This window comes from Vibrio ulleungensis, assembly GCF_016900875.1.
In the GTDB taxonomy this organism is placed as follows: Bacteria; Pseudomonadota; Gammaproteobacteria; order Enterobacterales; family Vibrionaceae; genus Vibrio; species Vibrio ulleungensis.
Map to the genome: position 1 here is coordinate 334,844 of NZ_JAFEUM010000002.1, position 21,348 is coordinate 356,191.

At 46.1% G+C, this 21,348-nt stretch carries 19 protein-coding genes; 12 read left to right on the plus strand and 7 right to left on the minus strand.

The window, feature by feature from the left end:
• The first annotated feature begins 13 nt into the window (after positions 1-13).
• From JQC93_RS06395 to JQC93_RS06425, 7 genes are read left to right on the plus strand one after another with little or no spacing between them, the layout of a single operon-like run.
• Positions 14-1,432, plus strand: a complete 1,419-nt coding sequence (locus JQC93_RS06395; protein WP_205157645.1) for a xanthine dehydrogenase small subunit — start codon at positions 14-16, stop codon at positions 1,430-1,432.
• Positions 1,425-3,842: a xanthine dehydrogenase molybdopterin binding subunit gene (xdhB, locus tag JQC93_RS06400; protein ID WP_205157646.1), complete on the plus strand. Its 2,418-nt coding sequence runs from the start codon at positions 1,425-1,427 to the stop codon at positions 3,840-3,842. Before JQC93_RS06395 ends, xdhB begins: the two co-directional genes overlap by 8 nt.
• Positions 3,839-4,822 carry a xanthine dehydrogenase accessory protein XdhC gene (gene xdhC / locus JQC93_RS06405; protein ID WP_205157647.1) on the plus strand — a complete coding sequence of 328 codons (984 nt, stop codon included), beginning with the start codon at positions 3,839-3,841 and terminating at the stop codon, positions 4,820-4,822. Before xdhB ends, xdhC begins: the two co-directional genes overlap by 4 nt.
• A complete protein-coding gene (gene uraD / locus JQC93_RS06410; RefSeq protein WP_172401001.1) occupies positions 4,815-5,339 on the plus strand; it encodes a 2-oxo-4-hydroxy-4-carboxy-5-ureidoimidazoline decarboxylase in 525 nt (174 codons plus the stop codon). Before xdhC ends, uraD begins: the two co-directional genes overlap by 8 nt.
• The gene (gene uraH, locus JQC93_RS06415; RefSeq protein WP_236009380.1) at positions 5,336-5,698 is read left to right on the plus strand and encodes a hydroxyisourate hydrolase; all 363 of its coding nucleotides are present in this window, start codon (positions 5,336-5,338) and stop codon (positions 5,696-5,698) included. The genes uraD and uraH overlap by 4 nt, the downstream gene beginning before the upstream one ends.
• A 1-nt stretch (position 5,699) precedes the next feature.
• Positions 5,700-7,079 (plus strand): guanine deaminase, encoded by a 1,380-nt coding sequence (gene guaD / locus JQC93_RS06420; protein ID WP_205157648.1) that lies wholly within the window; start codon positions 5,700-5,702, stop codon positions 7,077-7,079.
• On the plus strand, positions 7,013-8,224 hold the full coding sequence (locus tag JQC93_RS06425) for a urate hydroxylase PuuD (RefSeq protein ID WP_205157649.1): 1,212 nt from the start codon (positions 7,013-7,015) through the stop codon (positions 8,222-8,224). The genes guaD and JQC93_RS06425 overlap by 67 nt, the downstream gene beginning before the upstream one ends.
• A gap of 52 nt (positions 8,225-8,276) precedes the next feature.
• On the opposite strand, the gene JQC93_RS06430 is transcribed toward JQC93_RS06425, so the two are convergent.
• A complete protein-coding gene (locus JQC93_RS06430; protein WP_205157650.1) occupies positions 8,277-8,639 on the minus strand; it encodes a DUF413 domain-containing protein in 363 nt (120 codons plus the stop codon).
• Positions 8,640-8,919: 280 nt separating this feature from the next.
• Between JQC93_RS06430 and JQC93_RS06435 the strand changes: the two genes are divergently transcribed.
• Positions 8,920-9,753: a mechanosensitive ion channel family protein gene (locus tag JQC93_RS06435; RefSeq protein WP_205157651.1), complete on the plus strand. Its 834-nt coding sequence runs from the start codon at positions 8,920-8,922 to the stop codon at positions 9,751-9,753.
• Between the two features lie 152 nt (positions 9,754-9,905).
• Here JQC93_RS06435 and JQC93_RS06440 read toward each other — a convergent pair whose 3' ends face one another.
• A complete protein-coding gene (locus JQC93_RS06440) occupies positions 9,906-10,526 on the minus strand; it encodes a cytochrome b/b6 domain-containing protein (RefSeq protein WP_205157652.1) in 621 nt (206 codons plus the stop codon).
• Positions 10,527-10,642: 116 nt separating this feature from the next.
• Here JQC93_RS06440 and JQC93_RS06445 point away from each other — a divergent pair, with 116 nt between their 5' ends.
• The 3 genes from JQC93_RS06445 to JQC93_RS06455 all read left to right on the plus strand — a co-directional run bounded on the left by JQC93_RS06445 (position 10,643) and on the right by JQC93_RS06455 (position 14,528).
• Positions 10,643-11,074 carry a c-type cytochrome gene (locus JQC93_RS06445; RefSeq protein WP_205157653.1) on the plus strand — a complete coding sequence of 144 codons (432 nt, stop codon included), beginning with the start codon at positions 10,643-10,645 and terminating at the stop codon, positions 11,072-11,074.
• Between the two features lie 519 nt (positions 11,075-11,593).
• Positions 11,594-13,246, plus strand: coding sequence for a sulfatase-like hydrolase/transferase (locus JQC93_RS06450; RefSeq protein WP_205157654.1), 1,653 nt, complete (start codon positions 11,594-11,596; stop codon positions 13,244-13,246).
• A 346-nt stretch (positions 13,247-13,592) separates the two neighbouring features.
• Entirely contained in the window at positions 13,593-14,528 is a 936-nt protein-coding gene (locus JQC93_RS06455; RefSeq protein WP_205157655.1) for a universal stress protein, read from the plus strand.
• Positions 14,529-14,797: 269 nt separating this feature from the next.
• On the opposite strand, the gene JQC93_RS06460 is transcribed toward JQC93_RS06455, so the two are convergent.
• Positions 14,798-15,292 carry a peptidylprolyl isomerase gene (locus JQC93_RS06460; RefSeq protein WP_205157656.1) on the minus strand — a complete coding sequence of 165 codons (495 nt, stop codon included), beginning with the start codon at positions 15,290-15,292 and terminating at the stop codon, positions 14,798-14,800.
• Positions 15,293-15,634: 342 nt separating this feature from the next.
• A complete protein-coding gene (locus JQC93_RS06465) occupies positions 15,635-16,822 on the minus strand; it encodes a serine hydrolase domain-containing protein (RefSeq protein WP_205157657.1) in 1,188 nt (395 codons plus the stop codon).
• Positions 16,823-16,939: 117 nt separating this feature from the next.
• Here JQC93_RS06465 and JQC93_RS06470 point away from each other — a divergent pair, with 117 nt between their 5' ends.
• Positions 16,940-17,851: a LysR family transcriptional regulator gene (locus tag JQC93_RS06470; RefSeq protein ID WP_205157658.1), complete on the plus strand. Its 912-nt coding sequence runs from the start codon at positions 16,940-16,942 to the stop codon at positions 17,849-17,851.
• A 737-nt stretch (positions 17,852-18,588) separates the two neighbouring features.
• Here the strand turns inward: JQC93_RS06470 and JQC93_RS06475 are convergent.
• The 3 genes from JQC93_RS06475 to JQC93_RS06485 are packed head-to-tail and all read right to left on the minus strand — an operon-like array spanning position 18,589 to position 21,341.
• Positions 18,589-19,476 carry a LysR family transcriptional regulator gene (locus JQC93_RS06475; protein WP_328833537.1) on the minus strand — a complete coding sequence of 296 codons (888 nt, stop codon included), beginning with the start codon at positions 19,474-19,476 and terminating at the stop codon, positions 18,589-18,591.
• 58 nt (positions 19,477-19,534) lie between these two features.
• The gene (locus tag JQC93_RS06480) at positions 19,535-20,878 is read right to left on the minus strand and encodes a magnesium transporter (protein WP_205157660.1); all 1,344 of its coding nucleotides are present in this window, start codon (positions 20,876-20,878) and stop codon (positions 19,535-19,537) included.
• A gap of 19 nt (positions 20,879-20,897) precedes the next feature.
• Positions 20,898-21,341, minus strand: coding sequence for an ATP-dependent zinc protease family protein (locus JQC93_RS06485; RefSeq protein WP_205157661.1), 444 nt, complete (start codon positions 21,339-21,341; stop codon positions 20,898-20,900).
• Between the last annotated feature and the right edge of the window lie 7 nt (positions 21,342-21,348).

The window sequence follows — 21,348 nt, forward strand, 5'->3', positions numbered from 1 at the left end:
TAGGAAAACCATAATGTTAGAGATCATGTTTAACGACCAGATACAGGTTATTAATGGAGCCACAGCCGATACCATGCTGCTCGCCTATTTGCGTGAGCAACAAGGGCTCACAGGCACCAAAGAAGGGTGTGGCAGTGGCGATTGTGGTGCCTGCACCGTTGTTATGGTCGAGTTGGCTGACGCCTCATCAAACAATCTGCGTTATCAACAGATCAATGCGTGCATTACCCCGTTGCACGCCTTACATGGTAAACAAGTCCTAACGGTTGAGTATTTAAAGCAAAGCGACAATTTGCATCCAATTCAGCAAATTTTGGTCGACAAACACGCCACTCAATGCGGTTTTTGTACGCCAGGGATCGTCATGTCTTTGTTTGCCCTTGCAGCGCAAAAAAGCAAAACCGAACATCCCTTAGATTATTTGGCAGGAAATCTGTGTCGCTGCACCGGTTATGGACCAATCATTGACGCTGCTAACGCCATTAATGAACTGGAGCCTAGCGCTGTTGATCTCGAAAAAGAAGCCGCAGCTATTCACTGGATGCAGCACTGTGAACCCCTTTCACTGCCTCATTACCAAACACCGACAAGCCGCCTCGATCTCGCAAAAGCCATAAAACAACATCCAGACGCGCGCTTTGTCGCTGGAGGTACAGATCTGGCCTTAGAGATCACGCAACAACTTAACGACATTTCGCAATTTATCGACCTAACACAGGTCGATGATTTAGGTTCCATCACCGAGCACAGCACCTACTGGCGAGTGGGGGCTGCCGTTCCGTTGGTTAAAGTACACGCTTTTTTCAATACCCACTTTCCAACCACCAACGAAGTATTTGAGCGTTTAGGCAGTTTAACCATTCGCAACCGCGCCACACTCGGAGGCAGTCTTAGTCACGCCTCCCCCATTGGTGATATTGCGCCTCTTTTGATCAGTTTATCGGGCAAGGTAGAAGTGGATGATGGACAAACGAAGCAGCTGTTTAAGACCGAAGACTACATTACCGGCTACCGTGAAACACGCTTAAAACCCGGCCAATGGGTGAGCGCCATACATCTGCCCAAACCCAACCTGAATCAGCAACACCGAATTTATAAAGTCAGCAAACGTTTTGAAGATGATATTTCGACGGTCGTGCTCGGCATCAATTTAGCGATTGGAAATGATCGCCGTATTAAGCAGTGCTGCATCGCGGCAGGTGGCGTGGCGGCCCGCTCTGTTCGCCTGGCTCCGCTTGAGTCGATCATGTTGGGCAGCGAATTTAGTCAAACGCTGGTTAACCGAGTGAAGTCTGCTATTCCAGAGATCGTTCACCCACTGTCCGATGTAAGAGGCAGTGCTCAGTATCGGATTCAACTGCTGCAAAGCCTAATACAACGATTCTATTTCGAGTGCCACTCTATCGATACGAGGTTAAGCCAACATGCGTAAACTTACTCCTCCTGCAAATTCTACTGCTTCCACTGAAGCGACAACGTCATGGAAAGTGGTAGGCAAAAGCAAACACCATGAAAGCGCCATCAAACAGACCCGTGGCGACGCGCTTTTTATTGACGACATTGTGCTACCAGCTGGCGCTTTACATGCGGCCGTGGTGGTCAGTGACGTGGCAAAAGGTGTGATTCAATCCATCGATTTAAGCGCCGTTGAGCAGCACCCCGATGTAGTGAAAGTACTAACGGCCGCTGATATACCAGGAAAATCGGATATTGGCCCCATCTTCGAGGGTGATCCACTGCTTGCTGATGGTCAGATTAAATATCACAGTCAGCCCATTGCTTTAGTTCTCGCAACCTCTCACCGCAGCGCTTGGCAGGCGGCAAAGCTCGCGTCGATCACACTCATGGATCAACCTGCATCCGTGGCATTCGACAGCGCCGAGCGAGAGCCACACATATTGCCAGCCCGACAATTTATCACGCCAAACCACATCGAAACATCCAGCGAAGGGCACAGCGACACGTCAAGTGCTGACGACGTTATCATCAATTCCTCTCTGTCGATTGGCGGCCAAGAACATTTCTACCTTGAAGGTCAAATTAGTTTGGCGATGCCAAGCGAAGACCGCGGGATATTTGTTCGCAGTTCTAGTCAGCACCCAACCGAGGTACAAACTCTAGTCGCTGAAGTTCTTGGGATCCCTTTTAATCAGGTCACCGTCGATATGAGGCGAATGGGCGGCGGATTTGGTGGCAAAGAGTCGCAAGCTGCTCAATGGGCGTGTCTTGCCAGCTTAGGCGTCCACCATACTGGTAAAGCAGTAAAAATGCGTTTGCCTCGCGGCATGGATATGTCCATGACCGGTAAGCGCCACCCTTTTCACAACCACTATCAACTGTCCGCAAGCTCAGAAGGTGTCATCAATAGCGCATCGATTACAGTAAATGGATTATGCGGTCACTCGGCGGACCTATCCGGCGCTATTGTTGACCGAGCCATGTTTCACGCTGACAACGCCTACTACCTCAATAAAGCGACGATCACCGGAAACCGATTAGCGACCGACACCGTGTCGCATACCGCCTTTAGAGGATTTGGTGGTCCACAAGGAATGATCACCATCGAAGCGGCGATGCAACACTTAGCGATCGCGACAGGCAAAGATGCATTAGATATTCGTCTCGCTAACCTCTATCGAGACGACAAAAACATCACCCCCTATGGTCAGGAGGTGGAACAAACCAACGAAATGAAAGCGATCATCGAGCAGCTTGAACAGAGCGCCATTTATCGCAAGCGACGTCTGGCTATTCAGCAGTGGAATAAAACCAACCCAGTACTTAAAAAAGGACTCGCACTCACCCCCGTCAAATTCGGCATTTCATTTACTGCTACCCATTTAAATCAAGCTGGAGCGCTGGTTCACGTCTACACCGATGGCAGTGTTCAGGTATCTCACGGCGGTACGGAAATGGGTCAAGGATTGCATACCAAGGTGGGGCAAATTGTGGCTCAAACATTAGGGATCGACTATCAACACATTTTGGTGACGTCGACGCGCACCGATAAAGTGCCTAACACCTCGCCCACTGCGGCGTCATCAGGCGCCGATCTCAATGGAATGGCTGCGCACAATGCCGCCAAAACGATTAAAGAGCGTTTGATCAATTTTGCTCAGCAGCACTACAAACTCAGCGAGCCCATTGAGATTGTTGCGGATGAGCTCGTGAGTGGAGAATTCAGACTCTCGTGGCACAAGCTTGTCCAAGAGGCTTACTTTGCCCGCGTATCACTTTCTAGCAATGGCTTCTACAAAACCCCAAAAATTTGGTTTGATATGGAAAAATCGGTGGGTCGACCTTTTTTCTACTTCTCATTAGGCGCGTCATGCAGTGAAGTCACCATCGATACACTCACTGGTGAAATGCAAGTAGACCGAGTCGACATTGTGCATGACGTGGGTAACAGCCTTAACCCAGCCCTAGACTATGGTCAAATAGAAGGCGCCTTTATTCAAGGTATGGGCTGGCTCACAACCGAGGATTTGCGCTGGGACGACAGTGGTAAACTCGCCAGCAATAGTCCGATGAACTATAAAATTCCCACCATTGGTGACTACCCAGCACAACTCAATATTTCACTGAGTGAACACGCCAATCCGGAACATAGTATTTACCGCTCTAAAGCGGTAGGTGAGCCGCCCTTTATGCATGCCATTAGCGTGTGGTGCGCCGTCTACGACGCCATTGGTTCGATCAGCGATCACACTATTGCTCCTAAGCTGCAAGCCCCCGCGACGGGTGAACAAATCTTGCAGCAATGCATGGCTCAGTATGAACAAATAGGTTACACGCGCGCCGAGGTTAAATCCACGGACTCGCGAGCTAAGGAGTGGGTATGAATACACTAAAGCCCCAACCGTTACATTCCCCTTCCCTTTCCTGGCTAGAGGCGTGTCAGTGGTTGGAATTAGAGGCGCAAGCTTATTGCATCGCCACCGTTATCGCGCATATGGGATCCGTGCCAAGAGACAGTGGCAGTAAAATTGTGATCACCGAGTCGAGTCAGTATGACACGCTAGGCGGCGGTAACTTAGAGCACCAGATCATTAATCATGCTCGGGAGCAATTAACCCATCGCCTCAGTGAGCCCAACGCCAATCAGACGGAAATCATCCGCTTTGCGCTCACCGCCGACTTAGCGCAGTGTTGCGGGGGAGCGGTTCAAGTACTGCTTGAGTATTTCAATACCGCGCCCCAAAGGGTCGCTCTCTTTGGCGCAGGCCATGTTGGTCAAGCTTTATGCACTATATTGGCGAAACTGCCTTGCGCCGTCACCGTCTACGATCACAGAGACGATTGGTTGTCGACGTGCAGCGCACTGGGTGTGGCCACGCAGTCTTTTAACTGCGCAGAGTCCGCGATACGGGGATTACCCAATAATACCTTGGTGGTGATCATGACCCATGATCACGCTCTCGATTACGAACTGGCAGAACAAGCTTTACAAAACCCTCGCCTTCCCTTTGTGGGACTTATTGGCTCTGCGTCTAAAAACCAGCGATTTCGCTATCGCTTAAACCAGTCATTGGACAATAGCCAACTGCTTGAAAAGTTAACCTGCCCTATTGGACATCCCGACATCAAAGGCAAATTGCCAATGCAAGTTGCAGTTTCGGTAGCGGCTCAGTTGATGCAGCAATTTGAGAAAAATCGCCCGCTAACACACGAGCCAACATCCACTGCGAAGCTAAACACCGCTGAGCAAGTCTCCTCTAAGCAAGTCACCTCGAAGAAAGCAAACGAGCTCCAATGGCAACAGGCCAATCTGGCGCGCAAGCAAATAGCGGCGATGCCTTTGGAGGGAAGTAACCATGGATAATCCACTGCCTATCACTGACGACATGGTCTTTATCGACCTAACCTGCGACCAACTGCAAACCGTTTGCAGCAGTGCGCATTGGCAACAGGTTATGGGGCAAAAAGCGCCATTTGTGAGTCGAGAGCACCTTATAAAATCGGCAACGCAAGCGTTTGATGAGTTATCACGAAAAGATTGGCTTGAAGCCTTCGCCGGGCACCCAATGATCGGCAATTTAGAATCACTCAAGAAAAAGTACGCCCAAGGGGCCGCTTTGAGTGAACAGGAGCAGTCTGGGACTAAAAGCGCCTCCGAGCATGAGCTGCGCTCATTACTCACCCTCAATCAAGATTATGTCGAGCGCTTTGGCTTTATATTTATCGTCTGCGCCACCGGTCAAAGCGCAGCCTCGATGCTGATAGAACTCAAACGACGCATTCGACGCGATGCTCAACAAGAATTTGACACAGCCACCACCGAGCAACGAAAAATTTCGATGATTAGACTCGATAACCTTATTTTGGAGACTCTAAAATGAGCCAACAACCTACTGGCAAAAGTACTTCACTGCCGACCATCAGTTGTCATGTACTGGATACCGCACAAGGCTTGCCAGCACCAAACATTGACGTCTCGCTATTTGTGTTAGGCCAGCAGCAACCCATCGCCACTGGGATCACCGATATCGATGGCCGAGTCGTCCTTGATACCAGCAACCAGAGCATCGAAAGCAACACTTTACAGCTGCGATTTTATACCGCTGATTACTGCCTTGCGCAGTATAAGAGCGCCTTCTACCCGTTTGTCGATGTGCACTTTACCGTCGACCCAGAGCAGGGTTACCACATCCCATTACTGTTATCGCCTTACGCGTACTCCACCTATCGAGGCAGTTAGTATGAACCAACAAATACATCGCGGCAGTTTACTGCACTTTCCAAAATCGACCATCGATCCGGCCAATAACTACCAATACATTAGCGACGGCGTATTGGTCGTCGAAAACGGTAGAATATGTCATATCGGTGAGGCAAAGGCGTTTTTTAGTGACCGCACCAATCAGCAACGTCTTGAACAAGGCGAGGTTGAGTTACACAAAGGACTTCTATTGCCAGGGCTGATAGACAGCCATGTCCATTTCCCACAAATCGAAATGATCGCAAGCTTTGGCAAGCAGCTTCTAGACTGGCTCAATGAATACACCTTCCCCACCGAAATGCAGTTTTCCAACCCGCATTACGCACAAGCGCAAGCAAGCTTTTTCGTGGAGCAGCTATTCGCTCACGGCACAACCACCGCCAGTATCTTCGCCACCGTTCACACCCAGTCGGTCGACGCTCTATTTGAAGCAGCTCAGCGGTATAACGCTCGTATGATTTGCGGCAAAGTATTGATGGACCGATTTTGCCCAGAGGCGTTACAAGACACTGCTGAAAGTGGCTATAGAGAGAGTAAGACGCTGATTGAACGTTGGCACAAACAAGGTCGCGCTTTGTACGCAATTACCCCTCGCTTTGCGCCTACCAGCAGCCCAGAGCAGTTAGCCAAAGCCGGTCAATTAGCCAATGAGCACCCAGACACTTTCATCCAAACCCACCTAAGTGAAAATCTCGGTGAAGTAGAATGGATCAAAGAGCTTTATCCAAGTTGCCCCGAATACTTAGGCGTGTACGAACGCTACGATCTTGTACGCGACCGCGCGCTATTTGGGCATGCCATTCACTTAAACTCCCGTGAATATACAGCGCTATCACGTTCAGGCGCTAGCGTCAGTTTTTGCCCCTCGTCCAACTTATTTTTAGGCAGTGGTCTGTTTGATTATGGCGCAATGCAAGACCATAACATTCCGGTGTCTATTGCCAGTGATGTTGGCGCAGGAACCAGCCTTAGCTTATTTGCCAATCAAGCGGACGCCTACAAAATTTGCCAGCTTCAATCACTGAGCCTAAACCCTTTCGAATCGCTTTACCTCTGTACTCAAGGGGCGGCGACTGCCATGGGACTTAGCGATCAGATTGGTAATTTGAACGCTGGCACAGAAGCCGATTTTATCGAACTCGACTTAATGGCCACCCCAATGTTGCAGCAGCGATTAGTGCGCTGCAAAACCCTCGATGAGCAGCTTTTTGCCGCCATCACATTAGGCGATGAACGCCTGATCGAAAAAACCTACGTTAATGGACAACAAGTGTATCAAAAAGGAGCAACGTCATGTGGCCACAACTCTACGAGTGGATTGCACTCTTCATTAAATGGTTCCATGTCATCTGTGCGATAGCTTGGATTGGTGCGAGTTTTTACTTCACTTGGCTAGACAACAGCCTAAAAACCCCTCCGCAATGGAAACAAGATCGCGGCATTAAGGGCGATTTGTGGGCAGTGCACGGTGGTGGGTTTTACGAAGTGGCCAAATACCAAGCAGGCCCCAAAGAGATGCCTGAAACCTTGCATTGGTTTAAATGGGAAGCGTACACCACGTGGCTCACAGGGACTGCGCTGCTGGTCTGGATGTACTATTTCAACGCAGCGGCCTATTTGGTCGACCCACAAGTATTAGATCTCAGCGGCCCTCAAGCCATTGGCTTAGGGTTAGGCGCGATCCTTGTTGGGTTAATGACCTATGAAATCATATTGCGCTCACCACTGTCTCGCACAAAAATCTCGTTAATGGCAAGCTTAGTTATTGCAGGAACGCTGTTCTTTTACCTGTTCTGTCATGCATTTAGTGGGCGTGGCGCGTTCATTCATATGGGAGCGTTAATTGGCACCATTATGGCCAGTAACGTGTTCATTAGCATCATTCCGGGGCAACGAAAAATGGTGGCTCAGGTGGCGGCGAAGCAGCCCATCGACCCCAAACCAGGGCTTGAAGGAAAAAGACGCTCCATCCACAACAATTACTTTACCCTTCCGATCGTTTTTTTGATGATCAGCAATCACTACCCGATGGTGTATCAACATGCCAATAATTGGCTGGTGGGCATGGCAATTTTACTGCTTAGCGCATGGGTTCGGCACTATTTTAACCTAAAGCATTCGGGTCAAAAGCAGCCCTGGGTTGCCATAAGTGGTGTGACAGGATTGTGCGCGCTAGCGATAGCAGTGAGTTACCCAACCAACCACCCGCATTCTAATATGGCAACAGCTACGAAGCAGTCGTTGCCATCCACTGCCCTGACGGAGTCTCAGCAGGTGGTCATGACCATTATTGACCAGCGCTGCGTAAGCTGCCACAGCCAATCACCCAGTGATGACGTCTTTACCATTGCACCCGGAGGGGCAAAGTTTGATAATTGGCCGGAGATTGAACGCTGGGCACCACGAATATTAGCGCGCTCTGTTCATACTCAAGATATGCCTTTTCTGAATAAAACCCAAATGACGCCGCAAGAAAGATTACAACTACAACAGCTACTGCAATAAAAATAAGCCGGAGTGGTTAAGCATCCACTCCGGCTTTTTATTTAAATTCTATTTAATACGCTTCAACAGCTTCATCAGAATAATCCGAATGAATGGCCATAACTGACTGGTACTTTCCTCGGCTATTTAATGTGTGGAACGTTTTTCGGCCTCTGGCTAACTGAAGGTACTTTAACCACGTACGTTCAATTTTACTCTTTGCTTTTCCCGGGTTATGCAACACTTTAATAAAGTGCCGCTCTTCTGCATTGACCGGCAGAATCTCTCCAAGCTCCAGCGCTATTAGGGTTTGCCCAAAGGTGGTAAGAATTTCATCTTCTGAAATAGTGAAATTCCCACATTTCCCGAAACCACGCGGGAAGGCTACATTGTCGAAAAATCGTCTTTCTCCAATACGAATATCACTGTCAATCATTGTCTTGTCCTCAATAGGAATCGATGGTCATGTTTCCAGTGAACAATATTGGCTAAATAAGCATTTTTCCAACGAAATATTTTTTCCTTATCAATAAAATCTGTTTGTCGATACGTAAATAATCATCCACAAAAATTCATTATCGAATCAATAAAAATTATTCAGTGATAAATTGCCTTAGAACTTAAAATAACCAATGACAGACCCAATTTAATCACTATAATCCGCCCACCATTTAATATCACCTCATCAACTGATTTATTATTAAAGAGCCAAGTTAATGTTAATCCCAGAGTTCAACCTCCCACCCAAAGTTTTGTTCACCGCGGCTTTTATCGTTGCTGTGTGGATCGTAAGACAGTTATGGATTGCCACAATCAAGCGTTCGAGACGACGATTGGAGGAGCGACAAAAGAGCTGGATTAGCGTTGCCAAAAACCTGTGTAACCTAGCCATTGTGCTTGGAATTGCTGCGGTGTGGTTGTCTGAATTGCAGAACTTCGCAATCTCGGTGGCAGCGTTTACCGTCGCCTTTGTAGTGGCGACAAAAGAACTATTGCAGTGCTTTTTGGGGTTCTTTACTTGGGCGACCAACCGCCCTTTTCGCGTCGGAGATTGGATTCAAATTAACGATCAATATGGAGAAGTAGCAGAAATTGACTGGATAAAATTTAGGTTGCTCGAAGTCGACTTTGAAAATGGCTATTGCTATACCGGACGTTCAATCACCGTTATGAACAATGTGTTGCTCACTCACTCGGTGATCAGCTTAAATTTCATGCGTCGATATGTTATGCACAAGTTCTCAATCTATCGAGACAATAGCGTCAACCTGTTCGAGCTTAGAGAGCCTGTCACTCAGACAATAAACGAGCTGATCGCTCCGTTTCAAGATGTGGCAGCGCGATACTCTAACCTCATCAGTAAGCGCCTCGAAATCGAAGCCACATCCATCGAGCCGTTTATCGATATTCATACCTCGGATCTCACTCACCAGGTCTTTTCGATTACCTTGTTTTGTCCAACTGAAGAAGCTCACCAACTTGAGCAAGCCATTACTGAGCGATTTATGGCACTGTGGTATCAGCGTGCGAATGGAGCCAGCAATAGTTAAAAACGGAGAATAAATTCTTCTGCATTATAATATTGAGGCGTTGTGCCGAAGAAATGAGGAGTTTTTTTGAACTCCTCATTGCTTGTGTAAAATTTGGAGATATTTGCGACTTAGAGAAAGGTGTTGTTAGACGCCAAATTGAGTCTTTAAAACTAAAGAATGTAGAAGAAGTATGCCGAAAAAGGAACAACGAACAGCAACACAATCAACGCTTTCTTGGTCGACTCGAGTTTAACTTGGCGTGACGTTTTTAAATCGCTGTGTCCCGTCACCATCGCTTTAACCAAAGGTTTACCTTTAACCTTGTACATCGCAATGGCGGCCAGATGCACGCCAATCACATAAGGCAGAATGGTCGAACCCCATTCGTGGGTAGCCACTGCTAAATCGTACACTTCATCGGTAATTAACGGCGCGGTAATACTCACCTCATCGAACAACCCACCAACCACCATCCCGGTAATGCATTGAATAAACAGCAGCAAAATCATTGCCAGCACCATCCATCCGCCTGCGGGGTTGTGCCCTACTGAGTCATCTTCTCGACCTGATAGGTAATTGAATACGCGCTTTGGACCGGCTAAAAACTGAGAAAAGCGGCTGGTTTCACTCCCCAGTATTCCCCAAACTATACGCCATAAAATCAGGGTTATTAGCAGCAGACCCAATTCAAAATGTGGTCCTTCGCCGAGATTCCCCGTGATAATCATTGCCACAACCAGAACTGCTTGTCCCCAATGGTAAAGGCGTGTCGGTAAATCCCAGATTTTCATGGCGTTCTCCCTAAGCGACGTTGACAAAAATTTACACTACCCTATTTGCATGCGCAACAGGGACTCGGTACATTATTAACTTAAACAGGACGTTATTACTTCAAAAGGACAGAGTGATGAAAAAACCGCTACTCGTACTATGCATGCTTTTGCCAACGCTAGCGCTAGCCAACCCACATAAAGAAATCATTGAAGCGAGACAAGGTGCGTTTCAAACTGTTGAAGAGAATACCGACGCCATAGGCGCTGCACTACGTGGCTCTGACGTTGATTGGGCTGCCCTAGCAGCGCTAAGCGCTCAGTTGGTTGAACAGACTCTGCTGCTACAAACTGCTTTTCCAGAAGGCAGCACCGAAGACAGTAAGGCAAGAACATCGATTTGGGAAAGCCCAGACAAGTTTAAAGAGCAGTTAACCAAACTCGATGCCAGCATGAATGAGTTAAACACTGCAGTTTTAGCACAAAACCAAAGCGGAGCTAGCGCCGCAATTAAAGAAGGGCTAACCACTTGTAAAGCCTGCCACAGAAGCTACCGCGAACGCCGATAAAGCTCATGCGCCAAACCAGAGCCGTTATTCTGGATTGGCGCATTTTGATGTCTTTAAAATAAAAAACCTTCAATCTCCAATATTCAGAGGCATATTTTCGCTATGTCTTTGCAAATCAAAAATGTCCAAAAACTCGCAACTAGTTATGAATGCTTGTAGATCGTAGTGATCCTAAAAGTTACGGTGCACAGATGCAGTCAAACAGATAACTATGCTGAATAGCCGCAACCCCAAAATAGAAGCTCCCATTAGAGCAGGTAACAACTTCACTTTTGCTACTAAACTCTATTACCACTTGTTGTCGCACAACTGTTTAAAAGAACATGCGCAGTAATTGCTGCCTTTTCCAGTCAAACCATCTAACAACATGTTTCTCCGTGTTTTACCCAGTGTTCTAGTCTTCTCATTATTATTGTGAAGCCTTATATCGAAAACTACGTTTTGCGCCTATAGTTTGATGAATTGATGTTAATTTTCTTCTCAAGTTAAGTCTAATCAACAATGGAAGTGAGTATAGATATGCGAAAAAAAGTAGTCGCTAGGAGCTTAGTCGGTACTATGGCCACATTGATGGCAGTCAGCACCGTTTATGCAGAAGAGATTGTGCACGACGCCCAGTACAATATTTTAGAGCGTCAACACGGTGAGAAGTGGCAAGCAGAAGACATCGAAATCGACGCTAAACTGGCAGAAATTCGCGATAACAATGGTGGTAAACGCCCAAACATTGTTTACATACTGGTTGATGACTTAAGCTATGGTCAGATGGGCAACCGAAAAATGAACCACGTAATGGGTGTAAAAACTGAAAACATCAATCAGTTTGCGACAGAAGGATTAGCGTTAGAAAGAATGTATACAGAGCCTTCCTGTACCCCTACTCGAGCTGCGATGATGACAGGACGACACCCTATTCGCAGTGGTTCAAGTGAAGTGAAAGTGACATTGGTTGGCGAAGGCCTGTCTAAAGAAGAAGTGACCATTGCTGAGGTACTCTCAGAAGCCGGATACAATACCTCTCATGTAGGAAAATGGCACCAAGGTGATATCGAAGAATCTTACCCACATAATCAAGGATTCGATTACGCCGCTTTTCCTGCGCATCAACAAGTTCAACTCTCATTAATGACAAAAGAAGCCGCGTTCGCAAATAACTTATTTGGTTTCGAACCGAGCATTCAAAGTAACGATTTTGTCATTGATGATACGTTTAGACCCAATGGTATGGTCACAGGCTTAGAAGCACGCAAAGGCGAGAAAGCCAAAGAAGTCGCGATGCCTGCTGGACATGTTTGGTCACAAGCAGACTATCATGCAATGAACGTTAGATACCAAGCTCAAGCTATAGAGCAACTGCAAGAGCTGTCAAAGTCTGAAGACCCATTTTACCTTCAATACTGGCCACTCTATCCTCTTAACTTCGTCCATGACCAAACGCCCAATGAGTCTCTTAATGGGGGCTTTATGGCTGAGAAGCTACAGCTATTAGACACCTGGTTTGGTGAGTTTTTACAAGAAATGGATAACCTTGGCATCACCGATAACACCATCGTAGTTTTAATGGCAGATAATGGTTTAATGTACCATTATGGTGGTCCATCAGGCTTAAGTGAGCTCATTTATCGTGGTGGTAAAACAGACTTTTTAGAAGGCGGCATTCGTACCGACGCATACGTACGCTGGCCCGCTGCAATAGAAGCGAATAGTTCAGCAGGCGATATTATCCATGTTAGCGATTTATTCACGACACTAGCGACTATAGGCCAGGCCACCGATCATATCCCTCGCGATAGAGTTATTGATGGCATTAACCAGACACCACTGCTTTTAAACGGAGAATTCCACGGACGTAGAGATTATGTCTATGTGTATCAAGGGTTCCGCCTTGCAGCCGTTGTTAAGGATGAGTTTAAAATGCATATGCCGGCACCAGGAATGCCAGGTGCTGCCGCTCCTGTTTTCAATGTATATCGCGATCCGAGAGAAGAAAACGCGCATATAGGCATGGCGTTATGGTCAGGGGCGTCGTTTCAGGACATGATCAAGCGACATCAATTGACCATTGAAAAATACCCTCACCTTCCATTAGGAAAGGGCGCACCATACTCTGGTATTGAGAACTTGCGACCAGAAACTGAAAAGTTGGTAGCTGATTTTATGTCTTGGCACTAAAAGCCTAACTCGTAATACTGCTAAAAAGCTCTAATAGGTAAAGCCTGTTAGAGCTTTTTTTGTGCTACTGACTATGAGGGTGTTTGATACCACCTTTCCTACTCTAGGGCCATTAACATTGAAGAGTTCATAAGTGTATTGAGTCATCCTAGCGGCTAGCAAAGTGCTTTCTAGCTCGTTTAGTCTCTCTTAATTCACACAGCTGACAATTAGCAATGGTTATCGCCATAGCCAACCTTGTACGAGTATCACCTTGCATACTGCATAAACAAATCTACAAGGTTTCCTATCTGGTAAGTGGCGCATTACTCAGTTGAGGGCGACAATTATGTAAATGGAGGTGATTATGCAAAAATTTAAAAATATTCTTTATGTCGATCACGGGTTGGATAAAGACCGTGACTCAATATTGCGTGTTTTGGAGCTTGCCGAGCGCAACAATGCAAGACTAAAAGGCTTGATTGTTTGCCCCGCATTACCACCTGATATGGCGGAATATCACGAGGCATACCATCAATCATTGATCAACACGTTGCAAACAGGGGTGCGGGAGCTTCAGTCGATGCGCCACTATGATGCACCGACACTGCCCATATCTATTGAAATCGCAAGTGGTGGTAACCCTGCAATTAATATTATTCACGCCATAACTGAACATGATCACGATCTGTTAGTTAAAGATGCCGAACCTCTTGAAACTGGAAACAAAGGCTTTAAAGCGTTAGATATGAAACTATTGCGTAAATGCCCTTGCCCAGTTTGGCTAAATAGGCATACACATCAATTAGAACACAACGGCCGTGTTGCGGTCGCGATCGACCCCATGGTGACTGAGCCAGAACAAGTTGAATTGGCAATTCGACTATTACAGTTAGGTCATTCCATCGCAGACAATTACGACAGTAATTTACACATTGTTTCTTGTTGGAACTTTGAAATGGAAAATTACCTACGTCATCATGTCTGGATAAACATTGAAGATGACGTACTTGATGAGCAGATCGAAACAACACGGATTAAGCATCGAGCAACTCTCGATTCTTTGATACATCAATCAGGCATTGGGGGGAAAATGGTGATTCATCATTTACACGGCTCCGCAGATGAACAAATCCCGGCATTGGTGAACGTCGAACAGGTGGATGTACTCGTAATGGGTACCGTAGCACGCTCTGGAATAAAAGGCTTAGTCATCGGCAATACGGCAGAAAACATAGTGCAATCCATCCCTTGCTCACTTGTAGCACTTAAACCTCGAGGCTTTATTTCACCCATAACATGAAAAATTTGAGCGTCACATACAACAAAGCCCGCTTAAGCGGGCTTAGGGATTGATCAGTAAAATCTAAATTTGGGGTAATTGAAACTGTAAAGTCGACCAGTAATTGATGGTTTGTTCTAGTGCTTTTCTTTAGCAAAGATTATCTTCAATTTGCCCACCGCTTAGAAATTTAAACAAAGCTTAGTCCAGAGGTAGTAAGACCCCACAAATCTACACACTTTAAAGGAGCCACAATGAGCTCTGTTGAGGTTCTAGCGACCGCCTTCTTCTTATTCTTTTAACGTTACTCGTTCAATCATAACCGTCTCTGCTGGCACATCATCATGTCCCATCCGTGAAAGCGTATGTACCTCTGAAATTTTATTTACGACATCCATTCCAATAGTCACTTTACCAAACACAGCATAACCCCAGCCGTTGTTAGTTTTTGCTGTGTGATCCAAAAACTCATTGTCAGCAAGATTGATAAAAAACTGCGCGGTTGCAGAATGCGGAGCATCAGTTCGAGCCATTGCGATAGTACCGACAGTGTTCTTTAAACCGCGATTCGCTTCGTTGGTGATAGGAGCGCGTGTTTCCTTTTCGTCCATCAACTCTGTCAGGCCACCACCTTGGATCATGAAACCTTTTATCACGCGGTGAAAAGTGGTGCCGTTATAGAAACCATCTTCACAATACTTTTTAAAGTTACGTGAAGACACTGGAGCTTTGTCTTTGTTGAGTTCGATTTGTATGTCACCAAAGTTGGTGTGAAGCGTAATCATTGTGTATTGCAATCTCATTAGAGTGATGGCCGCAATTATAGGTAGAGGGAACATCAAATAACAAGCTTATGCTCCTAACCCAGTTACTATTTGTAGAAGCGATGCATATCAACACGTACTTTGGCTAAAACAGCGGTTATTTTTAATTAGATCACTGCTCGAAATACGACCACTATTATACTTCTCTGCGCGTATAAGTTATCTCTATCAACTCAATTGGATATTGTAACCAGAAAGCAAGATGAGGCTACATAAGTATAAAGCCCATCCGAGAAACGAATAGGCTTTATGGGTAATTTCATGTTAAACGTTCACATCGTTAAGTAGCGATAAAGAACCTTCCTAGTATTGCTCAGCGATGTTATGTAACACCTCGAACCCATCGGTAAACTCTTCAGGACTTTGCCCCTTAACAAAGCTTGAGAATTTCACAATTACTAGATTTTTCGCCTTATCCACATAGATGAACTGACCGCTAGAACCCAATGCTAAAATTACGTCATCACTAAGTTTATACCAGTAGTTTTTGTATCCTTTTGAGAATGGATATTTCTTCATATGAAGTGCATCAGCAGGGTTATTAATGTCACCATTCATATTCCAAACATCACTTACATAAGTTGAGTCTTTAGTTTCCAACATATAGCGACCTATCTTGGCGGCGTCACGAATTGTTAGAGCTTGTCCACCTTCAGCCGATAGTTCATTAAACTGGTTTGTTACGTACCAGCTAGCATCTTCAAAGCCCAACCTATTGTATGAAGCTTGCACTAAATCAGAGTAGTGCTTACCTGCTATTGCTTCGGCAGCAAAAGATGCCGAAATTACCGAGGCGCTTGAATAAATCCATGTTTTTCCATGGTCGTCGTATTTAGGAAAGTCGAACATACGTTCATACCATGACTCTGGTCCGTATTCCTCCACCAAAGGATCCCATCCACCTACTGGACCTGACAACATGGTGGCCGTTGTAGGATCTTCATAGTTTTCACTCCACTCCATTCCCACTTGCATATCTAAAGCTTGAGCCAGTGTCGCTTCTCCAAAATATTTACCTTTCAGTTTTGGGAGGTACTCTGACAACTTCCTATTTAGCCCCTCATCGCCAATGTCATCGTAAATGGGTTGAATCGCAAAGGAAGTGAACGCCTTACCTGCAGAATGAACCAAGTGAATATCGTCAATATCGAAGCCGTAGCGAAAATACTCACCCGTAATGGCACCATCTTTAACAACCAAAACAGCATCGGTAGTGTTTGCCTGTAACTGCGCCTTGATTTCGTCGCTAAATGGTACATTTTTTCCCTCTTTAAACGGGCGGGGTACTGGAGCTGCATCAAACCAACGACCTGACTCTAAGGTTTCGACAGGGTTTGCGTTGGTGATCATTGCTTTCCAGCCTGAAAGGTTGTCCGAATAGGAGCTGTCTGGATACTGACTAGCATCAGACACCGTATCCTCAGTAAAACCTACCGAAGAGAAAGCCATTGAACTTGAGATTGCTACGGCGAGAATGGTCTTTATGTTCATAATTTACTCCTAATAAGCCTAGGCCTTGTTTGCTATGTTTTGTTGATGCAACTATAGTAATGAAATATATGAAACATAATAAATACCAATCGTTCCAAATATAAAACGGTGGCCACGATGAACCTCCCCTATATTGACTCCCGATTACTGGTTTGCTTTCTTGTTGCTGCTGAAACTAACAGTTTTCAAAAAGCTGGAGCGAGGCTAGGAAAGTCAAAATCAACCGTTAGTCGCTGGATTGGTGAGTTAGAAACGCTGTTAGGCTACGAATTATTTGATCGGCAAAGCAACGGCTTAGTGCTCGTACTTAACGACAGAGGAAAATCTCTGCAACCTAAGGTGAGGTTACTTATAGATGCACAGACTAGGCTGGAGTCCTTTATTTTTTCACAGGGGGAAAACAGCTGTCCCCCACAAATATCTTTATGCCTTAATCAGTTAGTCTCTAATGAGTTTATTGCTGAGCTTATCGCAGCTGTTAAAGTGAAATGGCCAGAAACAGGTATAGATTTGTCTCAATGTTTACCCGAAGAAATCGATACGCTACTCACTCAAAGAACCACTGATTTTGTTTTGAGCTTTGTACCAGGAGAACATCATTCAGGGCTAGGAGGTAAACGAGTAGGAGAAGAACAGATGCTGCTCGTGGTACATCCAGACCATCCATTGACTGATGTCGATTGTATTGGCACAAGAGAACTGGTGGCCCAAACGTTAATACTACCCAATAGCCTCAAACCAATAGATAGCAGCAAAGAAGAACCTATAGCAATGGAAACGATTTGGACACCGGATTTTCAGTTAGGGTTGGATTTAGCTCGCCATAAGCTTGGGATTGCTTACTTGCCAGAGCACATAGCGCGTCCATCGATACTAAAAAAAGAGGTCGTTTCACTCAATTTTGATTGGCAAGAGCTGGATCAGCAACAACCATTAATGCTGCTGTATCGAACCGATTATGCATACCCAGAAGTCACACAAACACTGCTTATTGCTTTAAGAGAATGGTTTGGTTACCAAGCACTATAGCCATAGCTACCCAAAGATATCGATAGATTCGATCAGCCATCTATATAGAAGCCCATATTATTATTGTGATACCAATATAAGCATCCGTGTAACGAAAAAATAAACAGTGCCTAGATGAGCACGTAATAACTGTTTAGACATATAGTTTTTTTGAGGAATGAGTGGAGAGCCTTTCAATATAAGTTGGAGACAAAACAACCCTGCTTGGTTTCCCCAACTAATGTATGCTGCATTTTTTAGAGTTTGCAGTACGGAAGCAATGCTTGGCAACGATAGCCAAGCATTGAACTACATAGTGATTAATCGAAGCATACTTGAGTGTAGTCCGAGAAGCGTGGGTTATCACCAGATAACGTACGCACACCCATTAATCGTATCAAATACAACAGACTCTACGGTGACGAAATCTGAGTCATATTTAGCCATGTTAATTGGACGTTGGGAAAGGATATATTGCATCGCGTTAACGTCACGCTCTTTCGCGTAGCTGATGAAGGTATTCCCCGAATCTTCACGTACTCTACCACAGGTTAGACTATCCCCACCAAGACGTTATAGATGAGATTGTTCTTGCTCTAAGAGATTGGTTTGGATACGCGAATTAGCAAAATTAGCGCATATAGGAATATATCGATAGATAGTTTTTTAGCACATGCCTTATCGGCAAGAACTGTATTTTTGCCTATTGATAATAGTTGCGATGAGAGACATTACAGCGCAACAAAATACAATTTCCACTAACGATCTATTTCACTAGCCTGTTGCAGCAAGAACGCGGTCGACGGATCAATACTTTGAACCAGTTTCTCAACTTCCATGATCGCATCGATGGACGAGCTTTTCTTACGGTAGCTGAGATACAAAGGTCGCTCTAATTCTAAACTGTGATTGACTCGCACCAACTGGCCTGACTCGATAAATGGCTTAATGACCGACACGGGTAAGTAAGCGCTGCCGCCCTTCTCTAACATAAAGTCGAGGGCGATTCGGCCTGTCGATGTTCGGAGGAATGGCGCATTGCTTTGGGCGTGTCTAACCGCGTGCTCTTGTGCAAAGGCTGTTCCCCAGTCGACATAGATATAGCCTTTTTCTAGGGCGCTATCGACGTCGCGGGTTTCTGTCGAGACAAACACTAACGGTAAATCGGCGATTTTTTTGCATTCCAGCTCGTCGGCTTTTAGGGGATCAAACGAAAACGCCATATCCAAGGTACGCTCAATGAGTCCGCGGTTCATCTGCTCTCTGCTAAGTACTTCTGCATTAAACCCGTACCCTTGAAAGGCGTCGGTGACCACACTCAAACAGTTTTGCAGGTACGCATCCCAAATATTGGGAGTACCTGCAATGGTCAGTTGCAGCGCTTTGGAGCTTTCCAAAGAGAGTTCATATTTTGCTTGTTGCAGAGTTTTCACCATCACTTCCGCATACGCTATCAGCCTTTCACCGGACGAGGTGAGCTTGATATTGTTACGGTCACGGGTAAACAGCACGGTGCCAAAAAAGCTCTCGAGCTGTTTAATTCGAGCGCTCACTGCCGCTTGGGTAATGTGTAAGTTTTCGGCCGCTCGGCCAAAATGTCTGACACGAGCGACTTCTAAAAAGGTGCTTAATACTCTTACGTCCACTGTATGCTCTTTTTTCTTTGAGTGTGTGCGATGCACGGTTTGACCATTAGACATAAATTTACACCAAAAAAACAGCGCCTAAGCTTAAAAACACCAGAAAACCAACCACATCTGTAACCGTCGTTAACACAACCGAGCCTGCTACTGCAGGGTCGATGTTAAATTTTTTAAGAGTAAAAGGGATTAACGTTCCAGATAGAGCAGCAGCCAAGCTATTTACCGCAATGGCACAACCAATAATGAGCCCTAGCCCAATGGAGCCAAAAACAGCATACACAATGGCGCCTATTACCGAGCCCATCACTAGGCCATTCATCGCCGCAATCTTTAACTCTTTTTGCACCAGCATTTTTAAGTTGCTTTGATGCAAGTGGTTAAGCGCAATACCTCGAATAGCAACGGCCAAGGTTTGGCTGCCCGCAATGCCGCCCATACTCGCCACCACCGGCATTAATATCGCCAGTGCAACAACTTGCTCGACAACGCCTTCAAAGATCCCAATAACCGCCGACGCAACAAACGCGGTGAGCAGATTAATCACCAGCCACAAGCCACGCAAACGCGCCGCGACTTTTAACGGAGTGAACAAGTCCTCTTCGCTCTTACCGCTTTCTTGCACCACAGCTTGTAACCCAAGCTCACGCAGGCTAAGCGCGATAGTCGTCATAGACAATACGCCCATTACTTTTCCAGAGGTCAGCACCGGAAACCATACTTGGCTACCGTCAATCGACACCTGTTTGCTTATCTCATCTAAGTCGTGAGTATCTTCAAGCAGCGGTGACGCCACTGCTAGGTGTTTAAGCTTGGTGGTATCGTCTTGCAATAAAAGCGTGTTGGGATCAACCGTGCCAACAATGCCCGTCATGTCGCGAACAATGATCACTTTCACCGGGCTGTCGATGCGTTTGAGCAGTTCATTTCGAATTCGGCCAACACTGTTCTTGGCATTGGCCATCAAAAAACAGGGCTCGGCATAACGGCCTACTTTATCGTCGGAGTATGACAAAGCCTGCTGAATATGCGCTGCAGTCTCTGAGCTTTGGGTAAGCAAAAACTCGTCGACAAACTCACTTGGCAAGAAATCCGCAAAGGCAATGACATCCGATTCACTAATACAGGCTAGACGCTCATTCGCTCGCTCAGCAGACAGACTGGCGTGAATGTGACGTGCCGTTTCGTACTGCAATAAATTGAGGACCGACCAATACTGGCTAACCGGGATCGTTTCAATAATGGCAAGTCGAATGGGTACTGTCACCGATTCGAGCACATTGGCGATATCTGCGGCGCTGCGACTGGCCAGTAAACTCAAGTCTTCACTGGTCTCGCTCAGTTCGATGATTTCAGCTAGCAGTTCTGGGCGAGTCTCGATGTCGTGTGGTTGAATATTGTCGGTCATTGCAATAGTCCCTAGGTATTCACATTGTCTGTGGTGGATCGTCTTCTAACGTAAATGCGCGGCTCGGATCGACATACACGCGATCCCCCATGCCTTCTCTGCCAAGTAGCATGAGATAACTCATCTCCTGCCTGTTAGTTAGGGTAATTTCTATGGGCCACTGCTGCCCACCCAAGGCAAACGCGGTTTGTATTACGTAGCGCTGCTCTGTCACGCCGTTTGAGGACTTAATCTTCCGAGAGTCCACAACAGGCGCCGAGCATTGCACGGTTTTATCCAAATTGTAGATGTCAGGATGGAGGTCAAACTCGACAAACAACTTGCCCTTTATGCGAAAGCGTCGAATGTTGTCAACATGCAACGAGGAGGTTTTTGCCCCCGTATCAACACGAACTTCTAAGTCAGCAATGCCTAAGTCCGGCAGCTGACAAAGCTCTAGATTACCTATGATCATTCTATCCATCGCCTCT